Below are 17109 nucleotides of genomic sequence, written 5' to 3' on the forward strand. Positions count from 1 at the left end.
CCCAAGCAGCATCTGGACCTCAGCGTGGAAACGCCGTTAAACGGGTCAGCCACGTTGGAAGTCCTGTATTTCCCTGTTTTTCCCTACCCCTATAGGAGCAACACCATGAGCAAGTCTCTGAACACCCTGATCGCCACCCTGATGCTGGCCACCGCTACCCAAGCATTAGCCGCCTCCAGTGTCGACTTGAGCGTACGCGGGCTGATTACCCCGAGTGCGTGTGATATCAGTGTCTCGAACGGCGGTCAATTTGACTTGGGCAAAATCGCGGCCAAGGATCTGTCCCCAAACGAAAAAACCTATTTGCCCAGGCTGAATGCGCAAGTGACGACTACCTGTGAAGGCGCGACGTTGATGGCGCTTGAGGCCAAGGACAATCGCGCCGGTTCCGCCCACACCCAAGACGGCTACATGTTCGGACTGGGCTTGATCAACGGTACCGAGAAACTGGGGGCCATGACGGCCGGGCTCGGCACTCAAACCGCAGATGGCGCGGTGGCCTATGGTATCAACTCGTCGGATGGTGGTTTGACTTGGACCAACGGAGGGGCTTTCAAACCGCTAAATAACCTTGTCTCGGTTTATAAAAGTGGCGACAAAGTTCCGGTACCGGTGCAACTGCTGGTTTCAAACCTGTGGATCGAGCCGGAAATTGCCCCGACCAACAGCCTGACGCTGACCAATGAAGTCCTCATCGACGGTTCGTTGACCTTGACCGTCCGCTACCTCTAAACCCGCTGGGCTCAGCAGCGAAGCTTCAGACTTTTTCGCTGCTGACACCCACATACAACGCCCGCCCGGCACCCAGGCCAGCGATAATCGCACCCAGGCCGATCACGCCGAACACCCAGCCGGTGGCCTCCCAGCCACCGGTCCCGTCATGCAGCACACCCACCGCCAACGGGCCCAATGAAGCCAGCGTGTACCCGATGCCCTGGGCCATGCCCGACAGGTTGGCCGCCACGTGGGCGTCCCGCGAGCGCAGCACGATCAAGGTCAGCGCCAGGCTGAATGTGCCGCCCTGGCCCAACCCCAGCAGAATCGCCCAGCCCCACAGCCCGTCGAGCGGCGCATACAGGCAGCCGAACAAGCCGCCGAGGGTCAGCAGCATCACCACCACGATTGCCAGGCGCTGGTCCTTGCCACGGGTGGCCAGCCACGGTGCGGCGAGGGAGCTCAGCAATTGCACAATGATCGAGCCCGACAACGCCAAGCCGGCTTCGGTGGCCGTCAGCCCACGACCGATCAGGATCGACGGCAGCCAACCGAACACGATGTACGCCAACGACGATTGCAGGCCCATGTAAAAGGTCACCTGCCAGGCCAGAGGGTCGCGCAGCAACCCCTTCACGCGGTAGGCGACCCGATGGGCACCGTGTTTTTGCCCGACTTGCGGCAACCAGAACAACGCCGCCAGCAGCGCTGGCACGATCCAGAATCCCAAGCCAATGCTCCAACTGTCACCGAAGTAATGACTGAGTGGCACCGTCGAGCCCGCCGCCAACGCCGCACCCAGGCACAGCGCCATGGTGTAGACGCCGGTCATCGCGCCCGCCTGTTTGGCAAAGTCGCGCTTGACGATGCCCGGCAGCAACACACCAATGATGCCGATACTTGCCCCGGCGATCAGGCTGCCGGCGAACAGGCCAACCTCACCGAATGAGCTGCGCAGGATAATCCCCGCGGCCAACGTCAGCAGAATCCCCAGCACCACGCGCTCGGCACCGAAACGTCGCGCCAGGATCGGCGCCGTGGGCGCGAACAACCCCAGGCACAGGACCGGCAAGGTGGTCAGCAAACCGGCCTTGGCCGCCGACAGCCCAAGGCTTTGCGAGACCTCAGCCAGCAGCGGCGACATGCTCGACAGCGCCGGGCGCAGGTTCAGCGCCACCAGGATCAGGCCCAGCAGCAACAGCCATGGGCGGCTCACCACGGGGTGGGCGTGTTGCACGTCCTCGTCATCGGCTTCGGCGTCGATCAGGAGCTCTTCGAGGTCGGTCGTGCGTTTGGCTTCAAGGTTCATTGATCAACTGCCGGCAGAGGGATTTGGCGCGTTCCGGGTCTTGGTTTTCGACGGCGTCGAGCAAGGCGATATGCAGGTCGAACACGGCCTGGCGGCGCGGTGAGATATTCAGGGTCTGGCGCAACTGAGCGCCGACGATGGCGGAGAAATACTGGTACAGCTCGCTCAAGGCAGGGTTGTGCGCAGCGTCGACCAAGTGTTTGTGAAACACCAGGTCGGCGCTGATATAGGCCTCCAAATCACCGTGGTACAGCTCGGCGCTGGCGTCCAGTGCGCTGCGTAACCGCTTCAAATCTTGCGCGGTACGCCGCTGTGCAGCCAGGCCGATGGCCTCCACTTCCAGGATCTGCCGCGTCTCTTGCGCCTGTTCGAGCGTGCAGTGCGACAGCGCCCGCATCGCGCCCAGCGGGTCGGTCATCGAGCGCAGGTAACTGCCGTCACCCTGGCGGACTTCGATCAACCCGGAGAACGCCAACACCCGCATGGCCTCGCGCACGGTATTGCGGCTGATACCCAGCTCGGCGGACAGCTCGGGCTCGGTGGGCAAGCGCTCACCAATCGCCCATCGGCCTTCAGTGATGCGCAGGCGTAACTGCTCCAGGGCCTGGTCGACCAGGGAGCGTTTGATCAGTGGGGCGATGTCTGTCATGGGTTTTGCGCTTTCGTCCAATCATAGGATGAATTTTCCTACAGCCTATGCGGACTTGCCTACAAAGGCAACGCACTAGGGTTCTTAGGCAGGCAAAGGTGCAGTTTTTTCAGCCGAAGGCGCTGACATGCGCGGCGCCTTCACCTACACCGTGAACAACGACGCCGAAGCACTCAAGGCGTCCTAGCCCAAAAAAATAAACCCGGCACAGGGCCGGGTTTATTTGTTCAACCCTCGATCAATGCAGAATTTGGCTCAAGAACAACTTGGTCCGATCATTCTGCGGGTTGTCGAAGAAGTCATTCGGCGCTGCCTGCTCCACGATTTCGCCCTTGTCCATGAAGATCACGCGGTTGGCCACGGTACGGGCAAAGCCCATTTCGTGGGTCACGCACAACATGGTCATGCCGTCTTCGGCCAGGCCGATCATGGTGTCCAGCACCTCTTTCACCATTTCCGGGTCGAGTGCCGAGGTCGGCTCATCGAACAGCATGATTTTCGGCTTCATGCACAGCGCACGGGCAATCGCCACACGTTGTTGCTGGCCGCCGGACAGTTGCCCCGGAAACTTGTGGGCCTGCTCCGGGATGCGCACGCGCTCCAGGTAATGCATGGCGATTTCCTCGGCCTTGCGCTTGGGCATCTTGCGCACCCACATCGGCGCCAGCGTGCAGTTCTGCAGGATAGTCAGGTGCGGGAACAGGTTGAAGTGCTGGAACACCATGCCGACTTCACGGCGGATCGCTTCGATCTGCTTGAGGTCGTTGGTCAGCTCCACGCCATCGACCACGATGCGGCCCTGCTGGTGTTCTTCCAGGCGGTTTAGGCAGCGGATGGTGGTGGACTTGCCCGAACCCGACGGGCCGCACAGCACGATACGCTCGCCCTGCTTGACGTTGAGGTTGATGTCTTTCAACACGTGGAACTGGCCGTACCACTTGTTGACGCCCTGCATCTGGATAATGCCTTCAGGGCTCACAGGCTGTTTGATCGCTTCGCTCATAACAACAACTCCTAACGCTTGTGGCCTGTGTCGAGCTTGTGTTCCAAATGAATGGAATAGCGCGACATACCAAAACAGAAAATCCAGAACACCAGGGCCGCAAACACGTAGCCTTCGGTGGCCATGCCCAACCATTTAGGGTCGGCGGCGGCTTGCTTGACGCTGTTGAGCAGGTCAAACAGGCCGATGATGATCACCAGGCTGGTGTCCTTGAACAGCGCAATAAACGTGTTGACGATGCCCGGGATCACCAGCTTCAGGGCTTGCGGCAGAATCACCAGGCCCATGCTGCGCCAGTAACCCAGGCCCATCGCCGCAGCGGCTTCGTACTGACCTTTTGGAATCGCCTGCAGGCCACCGCGCACCACCTCGGCCACGTAGGCCGACTGGAACAGGATCACGCCAATCAATGCACGCAGCAATTTGTCGATGCCCATGCCCTCAGGCAGGAACAACGGCAGCATCACCGAGGACATGAACAGCACGGTGATCAATGGCACGCCACGCCAGAATTCGATGAAGGTCACGCAGACCACTCGAATCGCCGGCATATTCGAACGCCGCCCCAACGCCAGCATGATGCCCAGCGGCAATGCGCCGGCGATGCCGACAGTGGCGATCACCAAGGTCAGCATCAGGCCGCCCCATTGGCTGGTCGCCACGTTGGTCAGGCCGAAGATCCCGCCGTGCAGCAGGAAGTAGGCAATGATCGGGTACAGCACCAGGAAGCTCAGGCCGTAGACCGCCTTGCGCTGGAAGCGCGAGATGAACAACGGCGCCACGCCAACAATGGCCAGCCACACGGTGAGGTCTACGCGCCAGCGCAGGTCGCCGGGGTAGTAGCCGTACATGAACTGCCCGAAGCGCTGTTGGATAAACACCCAGCAGGCGCCTTCCTTAGTGCAATCGGCGCGCGTAGTGCCGACCCAGTTGGCGTCCAGGATTGCCCAATGCAGGATCGGCGGCACCACCAGGTAGATCAGGTAAAACGCCAACAGGGTCAGCAGGGTGTTGAGCCAGCTGGAAAACAGGTTGGCGCGCATCCATGCCATCGGCCCGAACACTTTGTTCGGCGGTGGCATATCAGGTTTGAACGTATGCGTACTCATGCGTGTTTCCTCACCGCTCGATCAGCGCAATGCGCTTGTTGTACCAGTTCATCAGCAGGGAAATGCTGATGCTGATCGCCAGGTACACGCTCATGGTGATGGCAATGACTTCGATGGCCTGGCCGGTCTGGTTGAGCACCGTGCCGGCAAACAGCGAAACCATTTCCGGGTAACCGATACCGGCGGCCAGCGACGAGTTTTTCGCCAGGTTCAGGTATTGGCTGGTCAGCGGCGGGATGATCACTCGCAGTGCCTGCGGAATGATGACCTTGCGCAGCGTCGGCCCAGGGCGCAGGCCCAGGGACCGCGCGGCTTCGGTCTGGCCATGGCTGACGGACTTGATGCCCGAACGCACGATCTCGGCGATAAACGCTGCCGTGTACACGGTAAGCGCCAGGGTCAGTGCCAGCAGTTCAGGGATGAGGACCCAGCCGCCGACAAAGTTGAAGCCCTGCAGCTTGGGCATTTCCCAGTGCAGCGGTGCACCGAAGATCAAGGCGCACAACGCCGGGATCACGATGAACAGCGCCAGGCCCGCCCAGAATTTATGGAAGGGGACGCCGGTGGCTTCAAAGCGCTTGTTGGCCCAACGGGCCATTAGCACAATCGCCACGATGGCAACGACGATGCTGACCACAAACGGCCAGAAACCGTCAGCGGCAATCGCTGCCGGCATGTTCAGGCCACGGCTGCTGACAAAGAAGGTACCGCCGAAGTTATGGCTGTTGCGCGGCCCCGGCATCGTCAGGAACACCGCGAAGTACCAGAACAGGATTTGCAGCAGTGGCGGGATGTTGCGGAACACCTCCACATACACGGTCGCCAGCTTGTTGATCATCCAGTTCGGCGACAGCCGCGCCACGCCGATGACGAACCCGAGCAGCGTCGCCAGGATCACGCCGATAAACGTCACCAGCAAAGTGTTGAGCAAACCGATCACAAACACCCGGGCATAACTGTCCGATTCGGTGTAATCGATCAAATGCTGCGCGATGCCGAAGCCGGCACTGCGCTCAAGAAAGTCGAAACCCGAGGTAATGCCTCGGTGCTGAAGGTTGGTCTGGGTATTGTTGAAGAGGTACCAGCCCAGCGAGACCACCGCCACAATCGTGATGATCTGGAAGAGCCACGCACGCACTTTGGGGTCGCTGAAGCTGAGCTTCTGCTTGGGTGCGCCGATTTGTTTTTGCATGAAATGCCCCGAAAATAATGGAACAGAACATCACCCGGCGGTTGGCCCACCGGGTGACAGAACCATCAGCGATCAGCGCACAGGGGGTGCGTATTGAATGCCGCCAGCGTTCCACAGTGCGTTCAGGCCACGGTCGATTTCCAGCGGGGTGCTCTTGCCCAGGTTGCGCTCGAACACTTCACCGTAGTTACCGACTTGCTTGACGATCTGTACGACCCAGTCCTTCTTCACTTTCAAGTCTTTGCCGTATTCGCCGTCAGCACCGAGCAGACGGGCAACGTCCGGGTTCTTGGTGGACTTGGCTTCAGCTTCAACGTTTTTGGAGGTGATACCGGCTTCTTCAGCGTTGAGCATGGCGTAGCCAACCCAGCGCACGATGGCCAGCCACTCGTCGTCGCCGTTACGCACGACCGGGCCCAGTGGCTCCTTGGAGATGGTTTCCGGCAGAACCACGTAGTCCTTCGGTGCGGCCAGCTTGCTGCGCTGGGCGAACAGTTGGGACTTGTCGGAGGTCAGCACGTCGCAACGACCGGATTCCAGCGACTTGGCGCTTTCGTCGGAGGTGTCGAAGGTGATCGGGGTGTATTTGAGGCCGTTGCCACGGAAGTAGTCGGAAACGTTCAGCTCAGTGGTGGTACCGGCCTGGATGCAGATGGTTGCACCGTCCAGTTCCTTGGCACTTTTCACGCCCAGCTTGTTGTTTACCAGGAAGCCGATGCCGTCGTAGTAAGTGATGAAGCCCGGGAATTTCAGGCCCATGCCGGCGTCGCGGGAGCTGGTCATGGTGGTGTTACGGGACAGAATGTCGACTTCGCCGGATTGAAGCGCGGTGAAACGCTCCTTGGCATTCAACTGGCTGAATTTGACCTTGGTAGCGTCGCCGAAAACGGCAGCGGCCACAGCGCGGCACACGTCAGCGTCGATCCCCAGGATCTTGCCGCTGGCATCCGGCACCGAGAAACCCGGCAGGCCGTCACTCACGCCACATTGCACAAAGCCTTTCTTCTGCACGGCGTCCAGGGTGGCGCCCGCGTGGGCGAAACCACTGACACCCAGTACAGCCGCCGCGGAAACGATGGCCAGGGTGGATTTCAATACCTTCATTCAAACCTCCAGTTTGCTCTTGTTGTGTCGGAGCTCGAACCTCAGCGCACCCTTATGAGGCGATATCGACCCGTGTTGGCTTTTTTTAGGGTCAAGCGGCATGAAGTTGTCGCAGTAATTCCAGTTGCTATCCCACAAGCGGCAGTCACTGATAGTGTTACCGTCCGAGGATAGTTCTGACATCGACCTACACATAGCAAGGCGCGTACCAGAGTGCCGGCTGAGCCGTTTCAGCCCATGATCAAGTGCAAAAGATTCAACCTTGCGACATTCTCTTAACAGATCAACGAGCGGCGCACCGTTCCGTCGCACTTAATCGGAGCGCACGCACATTAATGGAGCAGACATGACCGAACCCTTGATTCTTCAACCCGCCAAGCCCGCAGACGCCTGCGTAATCTGGTTGCATGGCCTGGGTGCCGATCGCTACGACTTCCTGCCGGTGGCCGAAGCGTTGCAGGAAACTTTGCTGACCACCCGCTTCGTTTTGCCCCAGGCGCCCACCCGCCCGGTGACGATCAACGGTGGCTACGAGATGCCCAGTTGGTACGACATCAAGGCCATGAGCCCTGCCCGCTCAATCAGCCTGGAGGAGCTGGAAGTCTCGGCCAGCATGGTCGCGGATTTAATCGAAGCGCAGAAAAGAACCGGAATAGACGCTTCGCGGATTTTCCTTGCAGGCTTTTCCCAGGGCGGCGCCGTGGTTTTCCACACTGCGTTTATGAATTGGGAAGGGCCGCTGGGTGGCGTGATCGCCCTCTCCACCTATGCACCGACCTTCGATAACGCGCTGGAATTGTCCGCCAGCCAGCAGCGCATTCCCACCCTGTGTCTGCACGGCCAGTACGATGACGTAGTGCAGAACGCCATGGGCCGCAGCGCCTACGAGCATTTGAAGAGCCGTGGTGTCACCGTGACATGGCAGGAATACCCAATGGGCCACGAAGTGTTACCTGAAGAGATCCGTGATATCGGTGCTTGGTTGACCGCTCGCCTGGGTTGAACACTGCCGTTTATGTAGCCGTATGACAGACGCACTACGCCGCGCCCGATTCTTGCATTACACTGGCCGGCGTACATTCCTTAACCAATTAATGAGATCACCGTGCTCAAAGCACTTAAGAAGATGTTCGGCAAAAGCGAGGCTGAGCCGCTCGCGCCAGTTCCCAGTGCTCCTGTCCCGACACCCGGCAGCCGCAACGACGGTCAACAGCCTGGCCGGACCGCACCTGCCGCCCAGCCGAAGAAGCCGACCGTGACGCCGCCTGAACCGGCGCAACCGGTTGAGGCCGCTCCCGTGCCAGTCGCAGCCGCCGCGCCCGTCGCCCCCAAGCCGCGTCGCGAACGTGCGCCGAAGCCGCCCGTGACCCCATGGAAGCTTGAAGACTTCGTCGTCGAGCCCCAGGAGGGCAAGACCCGCTTCCACGATTTCAAACTGGCCCCGGAACTGATGCACGCCATCCAGGACTTGGGTTTCCCGTACTGCACGCCGATCCAGGCGCAGGTACTGGGCTTCACCCTGGCCGGCAAAGACGCCATCGGCCGCGCCCAGACCGGTACCGGCAAGACCGCCGCGTTCCTGATCTCGATCATCACCCAACTGCTGCAGACGCCGCCGCCCAAAGAGCGCTACATGGGTGAACCGCGCGCACTGATCATCGCCCCGACCCGGGAACTGGTGGTACAGATCGCCAAGGACGCCGCCGACCTGACCAAGTACACCGGCCTCAACGTCATGACGTTCGTCGGCGGCATGGACTTCGACAAGCAGCTCAAGCACCTCGAAGCCCGCCACTGCGACATCCTGGTAGCCACGCCGGGCCGCCTGCTGGACTTCAACCAGCGCGGCGACGTGCACCTGGACATGGTCGAAGTGATGGTACTGGACGAAGCCGACCGCATGCTCGACATGGGCTTTATCCCACAAGTGCGTCAGATCATTCGCCAGACCCCGCCGAAAAGCGAACGCCAAACCCTGCTGTTCTCCGCGACCTTCACCGAAGACGTGATGAACCTCGCCAAGCAATGGACCACCGACCCGTCCATCGTCGAGATCGAGGCGCTTAACGTTGCCAGCGAAAACGTCGAGCAACACATCTACGCCGTGGCCGGTGCCGACAAATACAAACTGCTCTACAACCTGGTCAACGACAATGGCTGGGAGCGGGTGATGGTGTTCGCCAACCGCAAGGACGAAGTGCGCCGCATCGAAGAACGCCTGGTACGTGATGGTGTGAACGCTGCGCAACTGTCGGGCGATGTGCCGCAGCACAAGCGCATCAAGACCCTGGAAGGTTTCCGTGAAGGCAAGATTCGCGTGTTGGTGGCCACTGACGTGGCAGGTCGCGGGATTCACATCGACGGCATCAGCCACGTGATCAACTTCACCCTGCCGGAAGTGCCGGACGACTACGTGCACCGCATTGGCCGCACCGGCCGTGCCGGGGCGGCGGGTGTGTCGATCAGCTTTGCCGGTGAAGATGACTCGTACCAGTTGCCGTCGATCGAGACATTGCTGGGTCGCAAGATCAGCTGTGAAACGCCGCCGACGCATCTGTTGCGCCCGGTAGAACGCAAACGCCCCTAAAGCTGGAATGCAGTAAAAAAATGTGGGAGCGGGCTTGCTCGCGAATGCGGTGTATCAGTACCAGATTCATTGACTGACACTGCGCATTCGCGAGCAAGCCCGCTCCCACATTGGGTTTTGTGTTTAGCCAGCTACTTCCAGCGATCCGCTGCGGCGTGGTCGCTACTGCGCCCTTCCACCCAACGCGGCCCCTCACTGGTATTTTCCTTCTTCCAAAACGGCGCCCGCGTCTTCAAGTAATCCATCACAAACGCACAGGCATCAAATGCAGCCTGGCGATGGGCGCTGGCTGCCGCGACGAACACAATCGGCTCACCCGGTTCCAGCGCGCCCACACGGTGCAACACCTCCAGCTTGAGCAACGGCCAGCGGTGCTCGGCTTCCACGGCGATCTTGAGCAAGGCTTTCTCGGTCATGCCGGGGTAGTGTTCAAGGAACATTCCCGACACGTCGCGGCCATCGTTGAAGTCGCGCACATAGCCGACAAAGCTCACCACCGCGCCTACGCCGACATTGGCCGCATGCATCGCGTTGACTTCGGCGCCGGGGTCGAACGGCTCAGCCTGTACACGAATGGCCATGTTCAGCCTCCGGTCACGGGCGGGAAAAAAGCCACTTCATCACCGGCTTGCACCGGCTCGTCGAGACCACACAATTCCTCGTTGCGCGCGCACATGAGGCTGCTCTCGTTGAGCACCGCGAACTCCGGATCACTGGCAAGGGCCAGGCGCACAGCCTCGACAGTGGCGAAATCGCCTTCCATCTCCAGCGAGTCAAAGCCCACCGCTTCGGCGTAACGCGCAAAAAACAATACGTTGATACTCATGCCTGGTCCGCCTTGAAGTGCCCGCTTTTACCGCCGAGCTTTTCCAGCAGGCGAATGCTTTCGATGGTCATGCCACGGTCCACGGCCTTGCACATGTCGTAGATCGTCAAGGCCGCGACGCTGGCGGCGGTCAGCGCCTCCATTTCCACGCCGGTCTGGCCGGAGAGTTTGCAGCGCGCCAGGATATGCACAGCGTCCACGCCATCGGCGCTCAGCTCGACCTTGACGCCCGTGAGCATCAGCGGGTGGCACAGGGGGATCAGGTCGCTGGTTTTTTTCGCCGCCTGGATCCCGGCAATACGGGCCACGGCAAACACGTCGCCCTTGGGGTGGGCACCGTCGACAATCATTTTCAGGGTCTCGGGCAGCATGCGCACACGCGCTTCAGCCACCGCCTCACGGAAGGTCACAGACTTGTCGGTGACGTCGACCATATGGGCGCGGCCTTGGGAATCGAGATGAGTCAGCACAGGGATACTCCTGATCAGGAGCATCGATTGTAAACCCAACGCAGATCAAATGTGGGAGCTGGCTTGCCTGCGATGCAGGCACCTCGGTGTGTCAGTCACATCGAGGTGATGCTATCGCAGGCAAGCCAGCTCCCACAAAAGCCAGCTCCTGCACTGGCTGTGTTTTACAGGTGAGATTCGGCGTATTCGGCCAGAATCGAACGTGGAACCCCTTGCAGCGCAATGTGCACGCCGTTCGGGAAGTCCTTGAAGCGTTCCGTCAGGTACGTCAGCCCGGAGCTGGTCGCGGACAGGTAAGGGGTGTCGATCTGCGCCAGGTTGCCCAGGCACACCACTTTGGAACCGGCGCCGGCACGGGTGATGATGGTTTTCATCTGGTGCGGGGTAAGGTTCTGGCATTCATCGATCAAAATCAGGCTTTGCTGGAAGCTACGACCTCGGATGTAGTTGAGGGATTTGAACTGCAACGGCACTTTGCTGAGGATGTAGTCGACGCTGCCATGGGTGTTTTCGTCATCCATGTGCAAGGCTTCGAGGTTGTCGGTGATCGCCCCCAGCCACGGCTCCATTTTTTCCGCTTCGGTACCGGGCAGGAAACCGATTTCCTGGTCCAGGCCCTGCACGCTGCGGGTGGCGATGATGCGGCGATAGCGCTTGGTCACCATGGTCTGCTCGATGGCGGCGGCCAGGGCGAGGATGGTTTTCCCCGAGCCTGCGGCGCCGGTCAGGTTGACCAGGTGAATGTCCGGGTCGAGCAGCGCGTACAGCGCCAGGCTCTGGTAGATATCACGCGGTTTCAGGCCCCAGGCTTCCTGGTGCAACAGGGGTTCCTGATGCAGGTCGAGGATCAGCAACTTGTCGACCTGGATCTCTTTGATCCAGCCCACGAAGCCCTGCTCGTCGATGATGAACTCGTTGATGTGCACGGCCGGCAGGTTGTCGATCAACTGCACCTGGTGCCAGGTGCGGCCATGGTCCTGACGGGTTTCAACTTTGCTGACCAGGTCCCAGAAGGAGCCCGTCACAGTGTGATACCCACGGGAGAGCATCGACACGTCGTCGACCAGTTGGTCGGTACTGTAGTCCTCGGCAGCGATCCCACACGCTCGTGCCTTGAGGCGCATATTGATGTCTTTGGTCACCAGCACCAGGCGCAGGTCCTTGTCGCGTGCGTGCAGGTCGATCAATTGGTTGATGATTTTGTTGTCGTTCAGATTTTCCGGCAGCAGGCTGTTGGGCTCGCTGCGCTTGCTCATCAGAATCGACAGCAACCCCTTGGGTCCGCTTTTGCCGCGCTGGATCGGTACGCCGACTTCGACGTCCTCCGGCGACGCTTCGCCCAATGTCTTGTCGATCAGGCGGATGGCCTGGCGGCATTCGGCGGCAACGCTGTGGTGCCCGCTTTTGAGTTTGTCGAGCTCCTCAAGCACGATCATCGGGATGGCGACGTGGTGTTCTTCGAAGTTGAGCAGTGCGTTTGGATCGTGAATCAGTACGTTGGTATCAAGCACATAAAGGATTGGCTGGTCGGAAGAAGGGTTACGTCCATGATCATCCATACTCGGTCACCTTTGTGGGAGCCAGTCGACGCAATACCTGGGCGGTGCTGCGCCTCGATTCGACCACCGACTGCACCTGAGTGACGTCAAGCGCAGTGCCCACATGAGGAGTCTTGGAAGACGCCACCTGTGCTGCAGGTTTCGGCGATCTGACTTCGTAATACCGCAAAACCCATGACAGGAAAAAGCACTTTGACGTTTTTTTGAAGTTTATTTTTCAGGATGACGAATAGCACTAGCCGAGTGCCACGTACCCCGCTAAAGTCGGAAGTCCGCCTGCATCGAAATGTCGCACAAAATCACCCCGAAATCGCCTCATCCCCAACAGGGCCGGGCATTTTCAGCGAAACGCCTCCCGGCAGTCCTGCCAACCCAGACCACTCTGCGCCGTCGCCTGCAACAAGATCGGCAACGCCACCCGTGCCTTGTCCTGGGTGTCATGAAAAACAATCACACCCTTGCGCCACAGCAGCATCAACGTCAGCACCCGTTGCGCCGATTCTTCGGCCTTGAGCTTGCCTGGTTCGTCCTGTGAATCAATGTCCCATAACGCCACTTGCAGGCCCTGTGCCTGGAAAAAGCCCTGGCTGTCCGCACGGCGTTGGCCATAGGGCGGACGGAACAGCGGCACGTAGTTTTCCGGCATCAGGTTTTGCGCCAGCGAGGCGCTGCGGGTAATCGAACCCTGCCAATCCACCCAATGGCTGTGGGAGCGATACTGCCAACCCTGGGTGCCGACGCACTGGCCTTGGTACAACGCCTGCACATCGGCGACCGAACTGCGCTCCACACGGGTTTGCAGGCTGCTGCCAAGGGCAAAGAACGTCGCGTTCATCTTCTGCTTGCGCAGGTAGTCGGTGAGCCAATCGGTGTTGCCACTGACGGGCGCCGGGCCGCCGTCGAACGTGAGCAGGAACAAGCGATCGTTGAATTCGTCGCCATTACGTTCATGGTCGCCGAAGCGCGCGATTTCGCTGCTGATCTGCGGGAACAGCGCGGCCTTGCGCAGCAACTCGTCCAGATAACGTTCGTGGAAAACATGGCTGGGGCCGGCCCAGCCTATATAGAAGGAGTTTTCGCTGACCTCGAACTTGCCGGCCTGCTCGCGCAGGTCGTCCATGCTCTCTACCAGGTAGCAGAATGAGGCGTCCTCCTCGCAGCTTTGCTGGGCGAAGATGTAGTTCTCCAACAGACGCTGCCAGAGCTGGCGGCGCAGGTCATCGATGGCGGCCAGGTTGATGATCTTCAGGCCCAAGCGCTGCTTGAGTGCGGCCTCGTCCTGGTTCTCGCTGGCCAGCAGGCTGTGGGCGAACATGAGGATTTCCGCGCGCGAGGCCACATCGAACAGCGCCGGGCTGCCGAGTTTTTCCGGCCAGGTGCTACGGTCCAGGCTGGCCACATCCACGGGCGCCGCGTGGGCATTGAGGCACAACAAGCAAGCCGACAACAAAAGCGCTATTCGCACACGGGGTCTCCCTCTCCAGAGTCACCGGCCATCATAGCGGATCGCGCCTATCGCCATCATAGGTGGAGTCAAACCGCCCAACCCCCTAGAATCCCCCCACGTTTACAGGAGACGACTTCATGCTGATGGTGATTTCCCCCGCCAAGACCCTCGATTTCGAGACCGCGCCAGCGACGCAGCGCTTTACCCAGCCGCAGTACCTGGACCATTCCCAGGCGCTGATCGAGCAACTGCGCACCTTCAGCCCGGCGCAAATCAGCGAACTGATGCACGTATCCGACAAAATCGGCGGCCTCAACGCCGCCCGCTTCGGCAGTTGGACCCCTGCCTTCACTCCCGCCAATGCCAAGCAGGCGTTGCTGGCGTTCAAAGGCGACGTGTACACCGGCTTGAATGCCGAAACTTTCAGCGATGCCGACTTCTCTTACGCACAGGACCACTTGCGCATGCTCTCGGGCCTGTACGGCCTGCTGCGCCCCTTGGACTTGATGATGCCGTACCGCCTGGAAATGGGCACCAAGCTGCCCAACGCCCGTGGCAAGGACCTGTACGCTTTCTGGGGCACGCGCATCAGCGAATGGCTCAACGAAGCGCTGGCTGAACAAGGCGACGACGTGCTGCTCAACCTGGCCTCCAACGAGTACTTCTCGGCGGTCAAGCGCACAGCCCTGAACGCGCGGATCATCAATACCGAGTTCAAGGACCTGAAGAACGGCCAATACAAGATCATCAGTTTCTACGCCAAGAAGGCCCGAGGCATGATGAGCCGCTTTGTGATCGAAGAGCGCATCAACGACCCGGCAAAGCTCAAGCAGTTTGACGTGCAGGGCTATCGCTTCAATGCCGAGCAGTCGAAGCCGGACAACCTGGTGTTCTTGCGCGATCACGCACCGGAATAAAGCGGCCGCTCCTTTCGCCGCACTGAATCTCAACTGTGGGAGCTGGCTTGCCTGCGATGGCGGTGCATCAGTCGATTCATTTCTGACTGATACACCGGCATCGCAGGCAAGCCAGCTCCCACATTTTTTTGCGCAATTCAATCAGAGAATCGTCATTATTTTGGCGTCAAAAAATATCCTGCCGTATCTCTAACAATTCTTTCACTCGACATTCGTCGATTTTTTTCGTAGTGGCACCACTTTTTTAAAACACTAGTGGCACAAAACTATCCCAGCGCGCCAACTCCCTATAACTACTGGCCCAAATAGCAAGTGCTATCAATATAGTACCAGTGCCATCTTTGCCAATATTTCAAGAAATTTCAGGAAACAGGATGAGTGGGCTGGAACTTCGTCCTAAAGCACCGCTCATACCACCGGTAACGAAATTCTCTGTTTCTGTAGGAGATGACTTACACGGCAGACCAACGGAAGTAGCGAAGTTGTCACATTAACTTCGACTCAGTGGTCACATTACCAACCGATTAGTTGAGAGCGGCGATAAGGATCAATTGCCACGAACTATAAGGCCAAGGCTGTGCTTACCCTAATGGGTCAGTGAGACAACCCAAGGCATTGATATTTAAGGCTTAAAGCCCCTATCAAAGCCCTGCGGCACTGGCGCCGAGCCCTTCTCCCAGGAAGGCTGGCTGCATTTCAGGGCAAGCCCCAATAACAAGGCCAAGTTGCGCACAACTTGAGTGCAATAGTTAGTCACTCACTATTTAACATGCCTGTACGCGGTAAGTCGGCGTCTATTCGCTCAACTTCCGTGGCATCAGTGACGCTTGCAAACATGAACTCCGGCCATTAATTGGCATGATTAACACAGTCTTGAATGACAAAGAGGTAAATGCGATGCGCATCAGCATATTTGGTCTCGGTTACGTTGGCGCAGTATGTGCCGGTTGCCTGTCTGCCCGCGGCCACGACGTGGTTGGCGTAGACATCTCCAAGGACAAGATTGACCTGATCAATGCGGGCAAATCGCCAATCGTTGAACCAGGTCTGGGCGAGCTGTTGAGCCAGGGTATCGAAACTGGCCGACTGCGTGGCACCACCAACTTCGCCGAAGCCATCCGCGATACCGACCTGTCGATGATTTGCGTCGGTACGCCAAGCAAGAAAAACGGCGATCTGGAGCTGGACTACATCGAAGCGGTCTGCCGCGAAATCGGTCTGGTCCTGCGTGACAAAGCCACCCGCCACACCGTGGTTGTGCGCAGCACCGTACTGCCGGGCACTGTGGCCAACGTGGTCATCCCGATCCTCGAAGACTGCTCCGGCAAAAAAGCCGGCGTCGACTTCGGCGTTGCAGTCAACCCGGAATTCCTGCGCGAATCCACCGCCATCGCCGACTACGACCTGCCACCGATGACCGTCATCGGCGAGTTCGACAAAGCCTCCGGCGACGTCCTGCAGTCGCTGTACGAAGAACTCGACGCACCGATCATCCGCAAGGACATCGCCGTTGCCGAGATGATCAAGTACACCTGCAACGTATGGCATGCCACCAAAGTGACCTTCGCCAACGAGATCGGCAACATTGCCAAGGCCGTCGGCGTCGACGGTCGCGAAGTGATGGAAGTGGTCTGCCAGGACAAGACCCTCAACCTGTCCCAGTACTACATGCGTCCAGGCTTCGCCTTCGGTGGTTCGTGCCTGCCTAAAGACGTGCGTGCCCTCACCTACCGCGCCAGCGCCCTGGACGTGGAGGCGCCGCTGCTCAACTCGCTGATGCGCAGCAACGAGTCCCAAGTACAGAACGCCTTCGACATCGTCTCCAGCCACGACAAACGCAAAGTCGCACTGCTGGGCCTGAGCTTCAAGGCCGGCACCGATGACCTGCGCGAAAGCCCGCTGGTCGAGCTGGCCGAAATGCTGATCGGCAAGGGCTATGACCTGAGCATCTACGACAGCAACGTCGAGTACGCCCGTGTCCACGGCGCGAACAAAGACTACATCGAAGGCAAGATCCCGCACGTGTCGTCCCTGCTCAACTCGGACTTCGACGACGTGATCAACAACTCCGACGTGATCATCCTGGGCAACCGCGATGAGAAGTTCCGTGCCCTGGCGCATAACGCACCGCACGGCAAGCAAGTGGTCGACCTGGTGGGCTTCATGTCCGCAGCCACCAGTGTCAGCGGCCGCACCGAAGGCATTTGCTGGTAACAGCAACGG

At 59.4% G+C, this 17109-nt stretch carries 16 protein-coding genes; 5 read left to right on the forward strand and 11 right to left on the reverse strand.

The features are described from left to right. The first annotated feature begins 24 nt into the window (after positions 1-24). Complete coding sequence (locus AC0IYN_RS05235) at positions 25-732, forward strand: DUF1120 domain-containing protein (RefSeq protein WP_471840729.1); 708 nt, start codon at positions 25-27, stop codon at positions 730-732. 25 nt (positions 733-757) lie between these two features. Here AC0IYN_RS05235 and AC0IYN_RS05240 read toward each other — a convergent pair whose 3' ends face one another. The 6 genes from AC0IYN_RS05240 to AC0IYN_RS05265 form a co-directional block, all read right to left on the reverse strand. Beyond that, a complete protein-coding gene (locus AC0IYN_RS05240) occupies positions 758-2023 on the reverse strand; it encodes a CynX/NimT family MFS transporter (RefSeq protein ID WP_457248352.1) in 1266 nt (421 codons plus the stop codon). Continuing rightward, positions 2013-2672, reverse strand: a complete 660-nt coding sequence (locus AC0IYN_RS05245; RefSeq protein ID WP_406597814.1) for a FadR/GntR family transcriptional regulator — start codon at positions 2670-2672, stop codon at positions 2013-2015. Before AC0IYN_RS05245 ends, AC0IYN_RS05240 begins: the two co-directional genes overlap by 11 nt. A 238-nt stretch (positions 2673-2910) precedes the next feature. Continuing rightward, complete coding sequence (locus AC0IYN_RS05250) at positions 2911-3675, reverse strand: amino acid ABC transporter ATP-binding protein (protein WP_003171943.1); 765 nt, start codon at positions 3673-3675, stop codon at positions 2911-2913. 11 nt (positions 3676-3686) lie between these two features. After that, entirely contained in the window at positions 3687-4784 is a 1098-nt protein-coding gene (locus tag AC0IYN_RS05255) for an amino acid ABC transporter permease (RefSeq protein ID WP_078047000.1), read from the reverse strand. 10 nt (positions 4785-4794) lie between these two features. Then, entirely contained in the window at positions 4795-5976 is a 1182-nt protein-coding gene (locus AC0IYN_RS05260; protein ID WP_457239151.1) for an amino acid ABC transporter permease, read from the reverse strand. A 72-nt stretch (positions 5977-6048) separates the two neighbouring features. Further along, positions 6049-7080 carry an amino acid ABC transporter substrate-binding protein gene (locus tag AC0IYN_RS05265; protein WP_406597813.1) on the reverse strand — a complete coding sequence of 344 codons (1032 nt, stop codon included), beginning with the start codon at positions 7078-7080 and terminating at the stop codon, positions 6049-6051. A gap of 346 nt (positions 7081-7426) precedes the next feature. Here AC0IYN_RS05265 and AC0IYN_RS05270 point away from each other — a divergent pair, with 346 nt between their 5' ends. Next, the gene (locus tag AC0IYN_RS05270; protein ID WP_078046999.1) at positions 7427-8083 is read left to right on the forward strand and encodes an alpha/beta hydrolase; all 657 of its coding nucleotides are present in this window, start codon (positions 7427-7429) and stop codon (positions 8081-8083) included. A gap of 96 nt (positions 8084-8179) precedes the next feature. Further along, positions 8180-9667, forward strand: a complete 1488-nt coding sequence (gene rhlB, locus AC0IYN_RS05275; RefSeq protein WP_457239178.1) for an ATP-dependent RNA helicase RhlB — start codon at positions 8180-8182, stop codon at positions 9665-9667. Positions 9668-9798: 131 nt separating this feature from the next. On the opposite strand, the gene moaE is transcribed toward rhlB, so the two are convergent. From moaE to AC0IYN_RS05300, 5 genes are all read right to left on the reverse strand, one after another. Next, a complete protein-coding gene (gene moaE / locus AC0IYN_RS05280; RefSeq protein WP_457249248.1) occupies positions 9799-10248 on the reverse strand; it encodes a molybdopterin synthase catalytic subunit MoaE in 450 nt (149 codons plus the stop codon). 2 nt (positions 10249-10250) lie between these two features. Beyond that, positions 10251-10493 carry a molybdopterin converting factor subunit 1 gene (gene moaD / locus AC0IYN_RS05285; protein ID WP_016978209.1) on the reverse strand — a complete coding sequence of 81 codons (243 nt, stop codon included), beginning with the start codon at positions 10491-10493 and terminating at the stop codon, positions 10251-10253. Continuing rightward, positions 10490-10963 (reverse strand): cyclic pyranopterin monophosphate synthase MoaC, encoded by a 474-nt coding sequence (gene moaC / locus AC0IYN_RS05290; protein ID WP_016978208.1) that lies wholly within the window; start codon positions 10961-10963, stop codon positions 10490-10492. Before moaC ends, moaD begins: the two co-directional genes overlap by 4 nt. 164 nt (positions 10964-11127) lie before the next feature. Further along, positions 11128-12522: a PhoH family protein gene (locus AC0IYN_RS05295; protein WP_012722339.1), complete on the reverse strand. Its 1395-nt coding sequence runs from the start codon at positions 12520-12522 to the stop codon at positions 11128-11130. A gap of 340 nt (positions 12523-12862) precedes the next feature. Next, on the reverse strand, positions 12863-13987 hold the full coding sequence (locus tag AC0IYN_RS05300; protein ID WP_471840734.1) for a polysaccharide deacetylase family protein: 1125 nt from the start codon (positions 13985-13987) through the stop codon (positions 12863-12865). A gap of 119 nt (positions 13988-14106) precedes the next feature. Between AC0IYN_RS05300 and yaaA the strand changes: the two genes are divergently transcribed. Both yaaA and AC0IYN_RS05310 read left to right on the forward strand, forming a co-directional pair. Further along, entirely contained in the window at positions 14107-14886 is a 780-nt protein-coding gene (gene yaaA / locus AC0IYN_RS05305; protein WP_406597811.1) for a peroxide stress protein YaaA, read from the forward strand. An 897-nt stretch (positions 14887-15783) separates the two neighbouring features. Then, complete coding sequence (locus AC0IYN_RS05310; RefSeq protein WP_457249130.1) at positions 15784-17100, forward strand: nucleotide sugar dehydrogenase; 1317 nt, start codon at positions 15784-15786, stop codon at positions 17098-17100. Positions 17101-17109 lie beyond the last annotated feature (9 nt).

It is taken from the genome of Pseudomonas sp. AC112 (genome assembly GCF_979253545.1).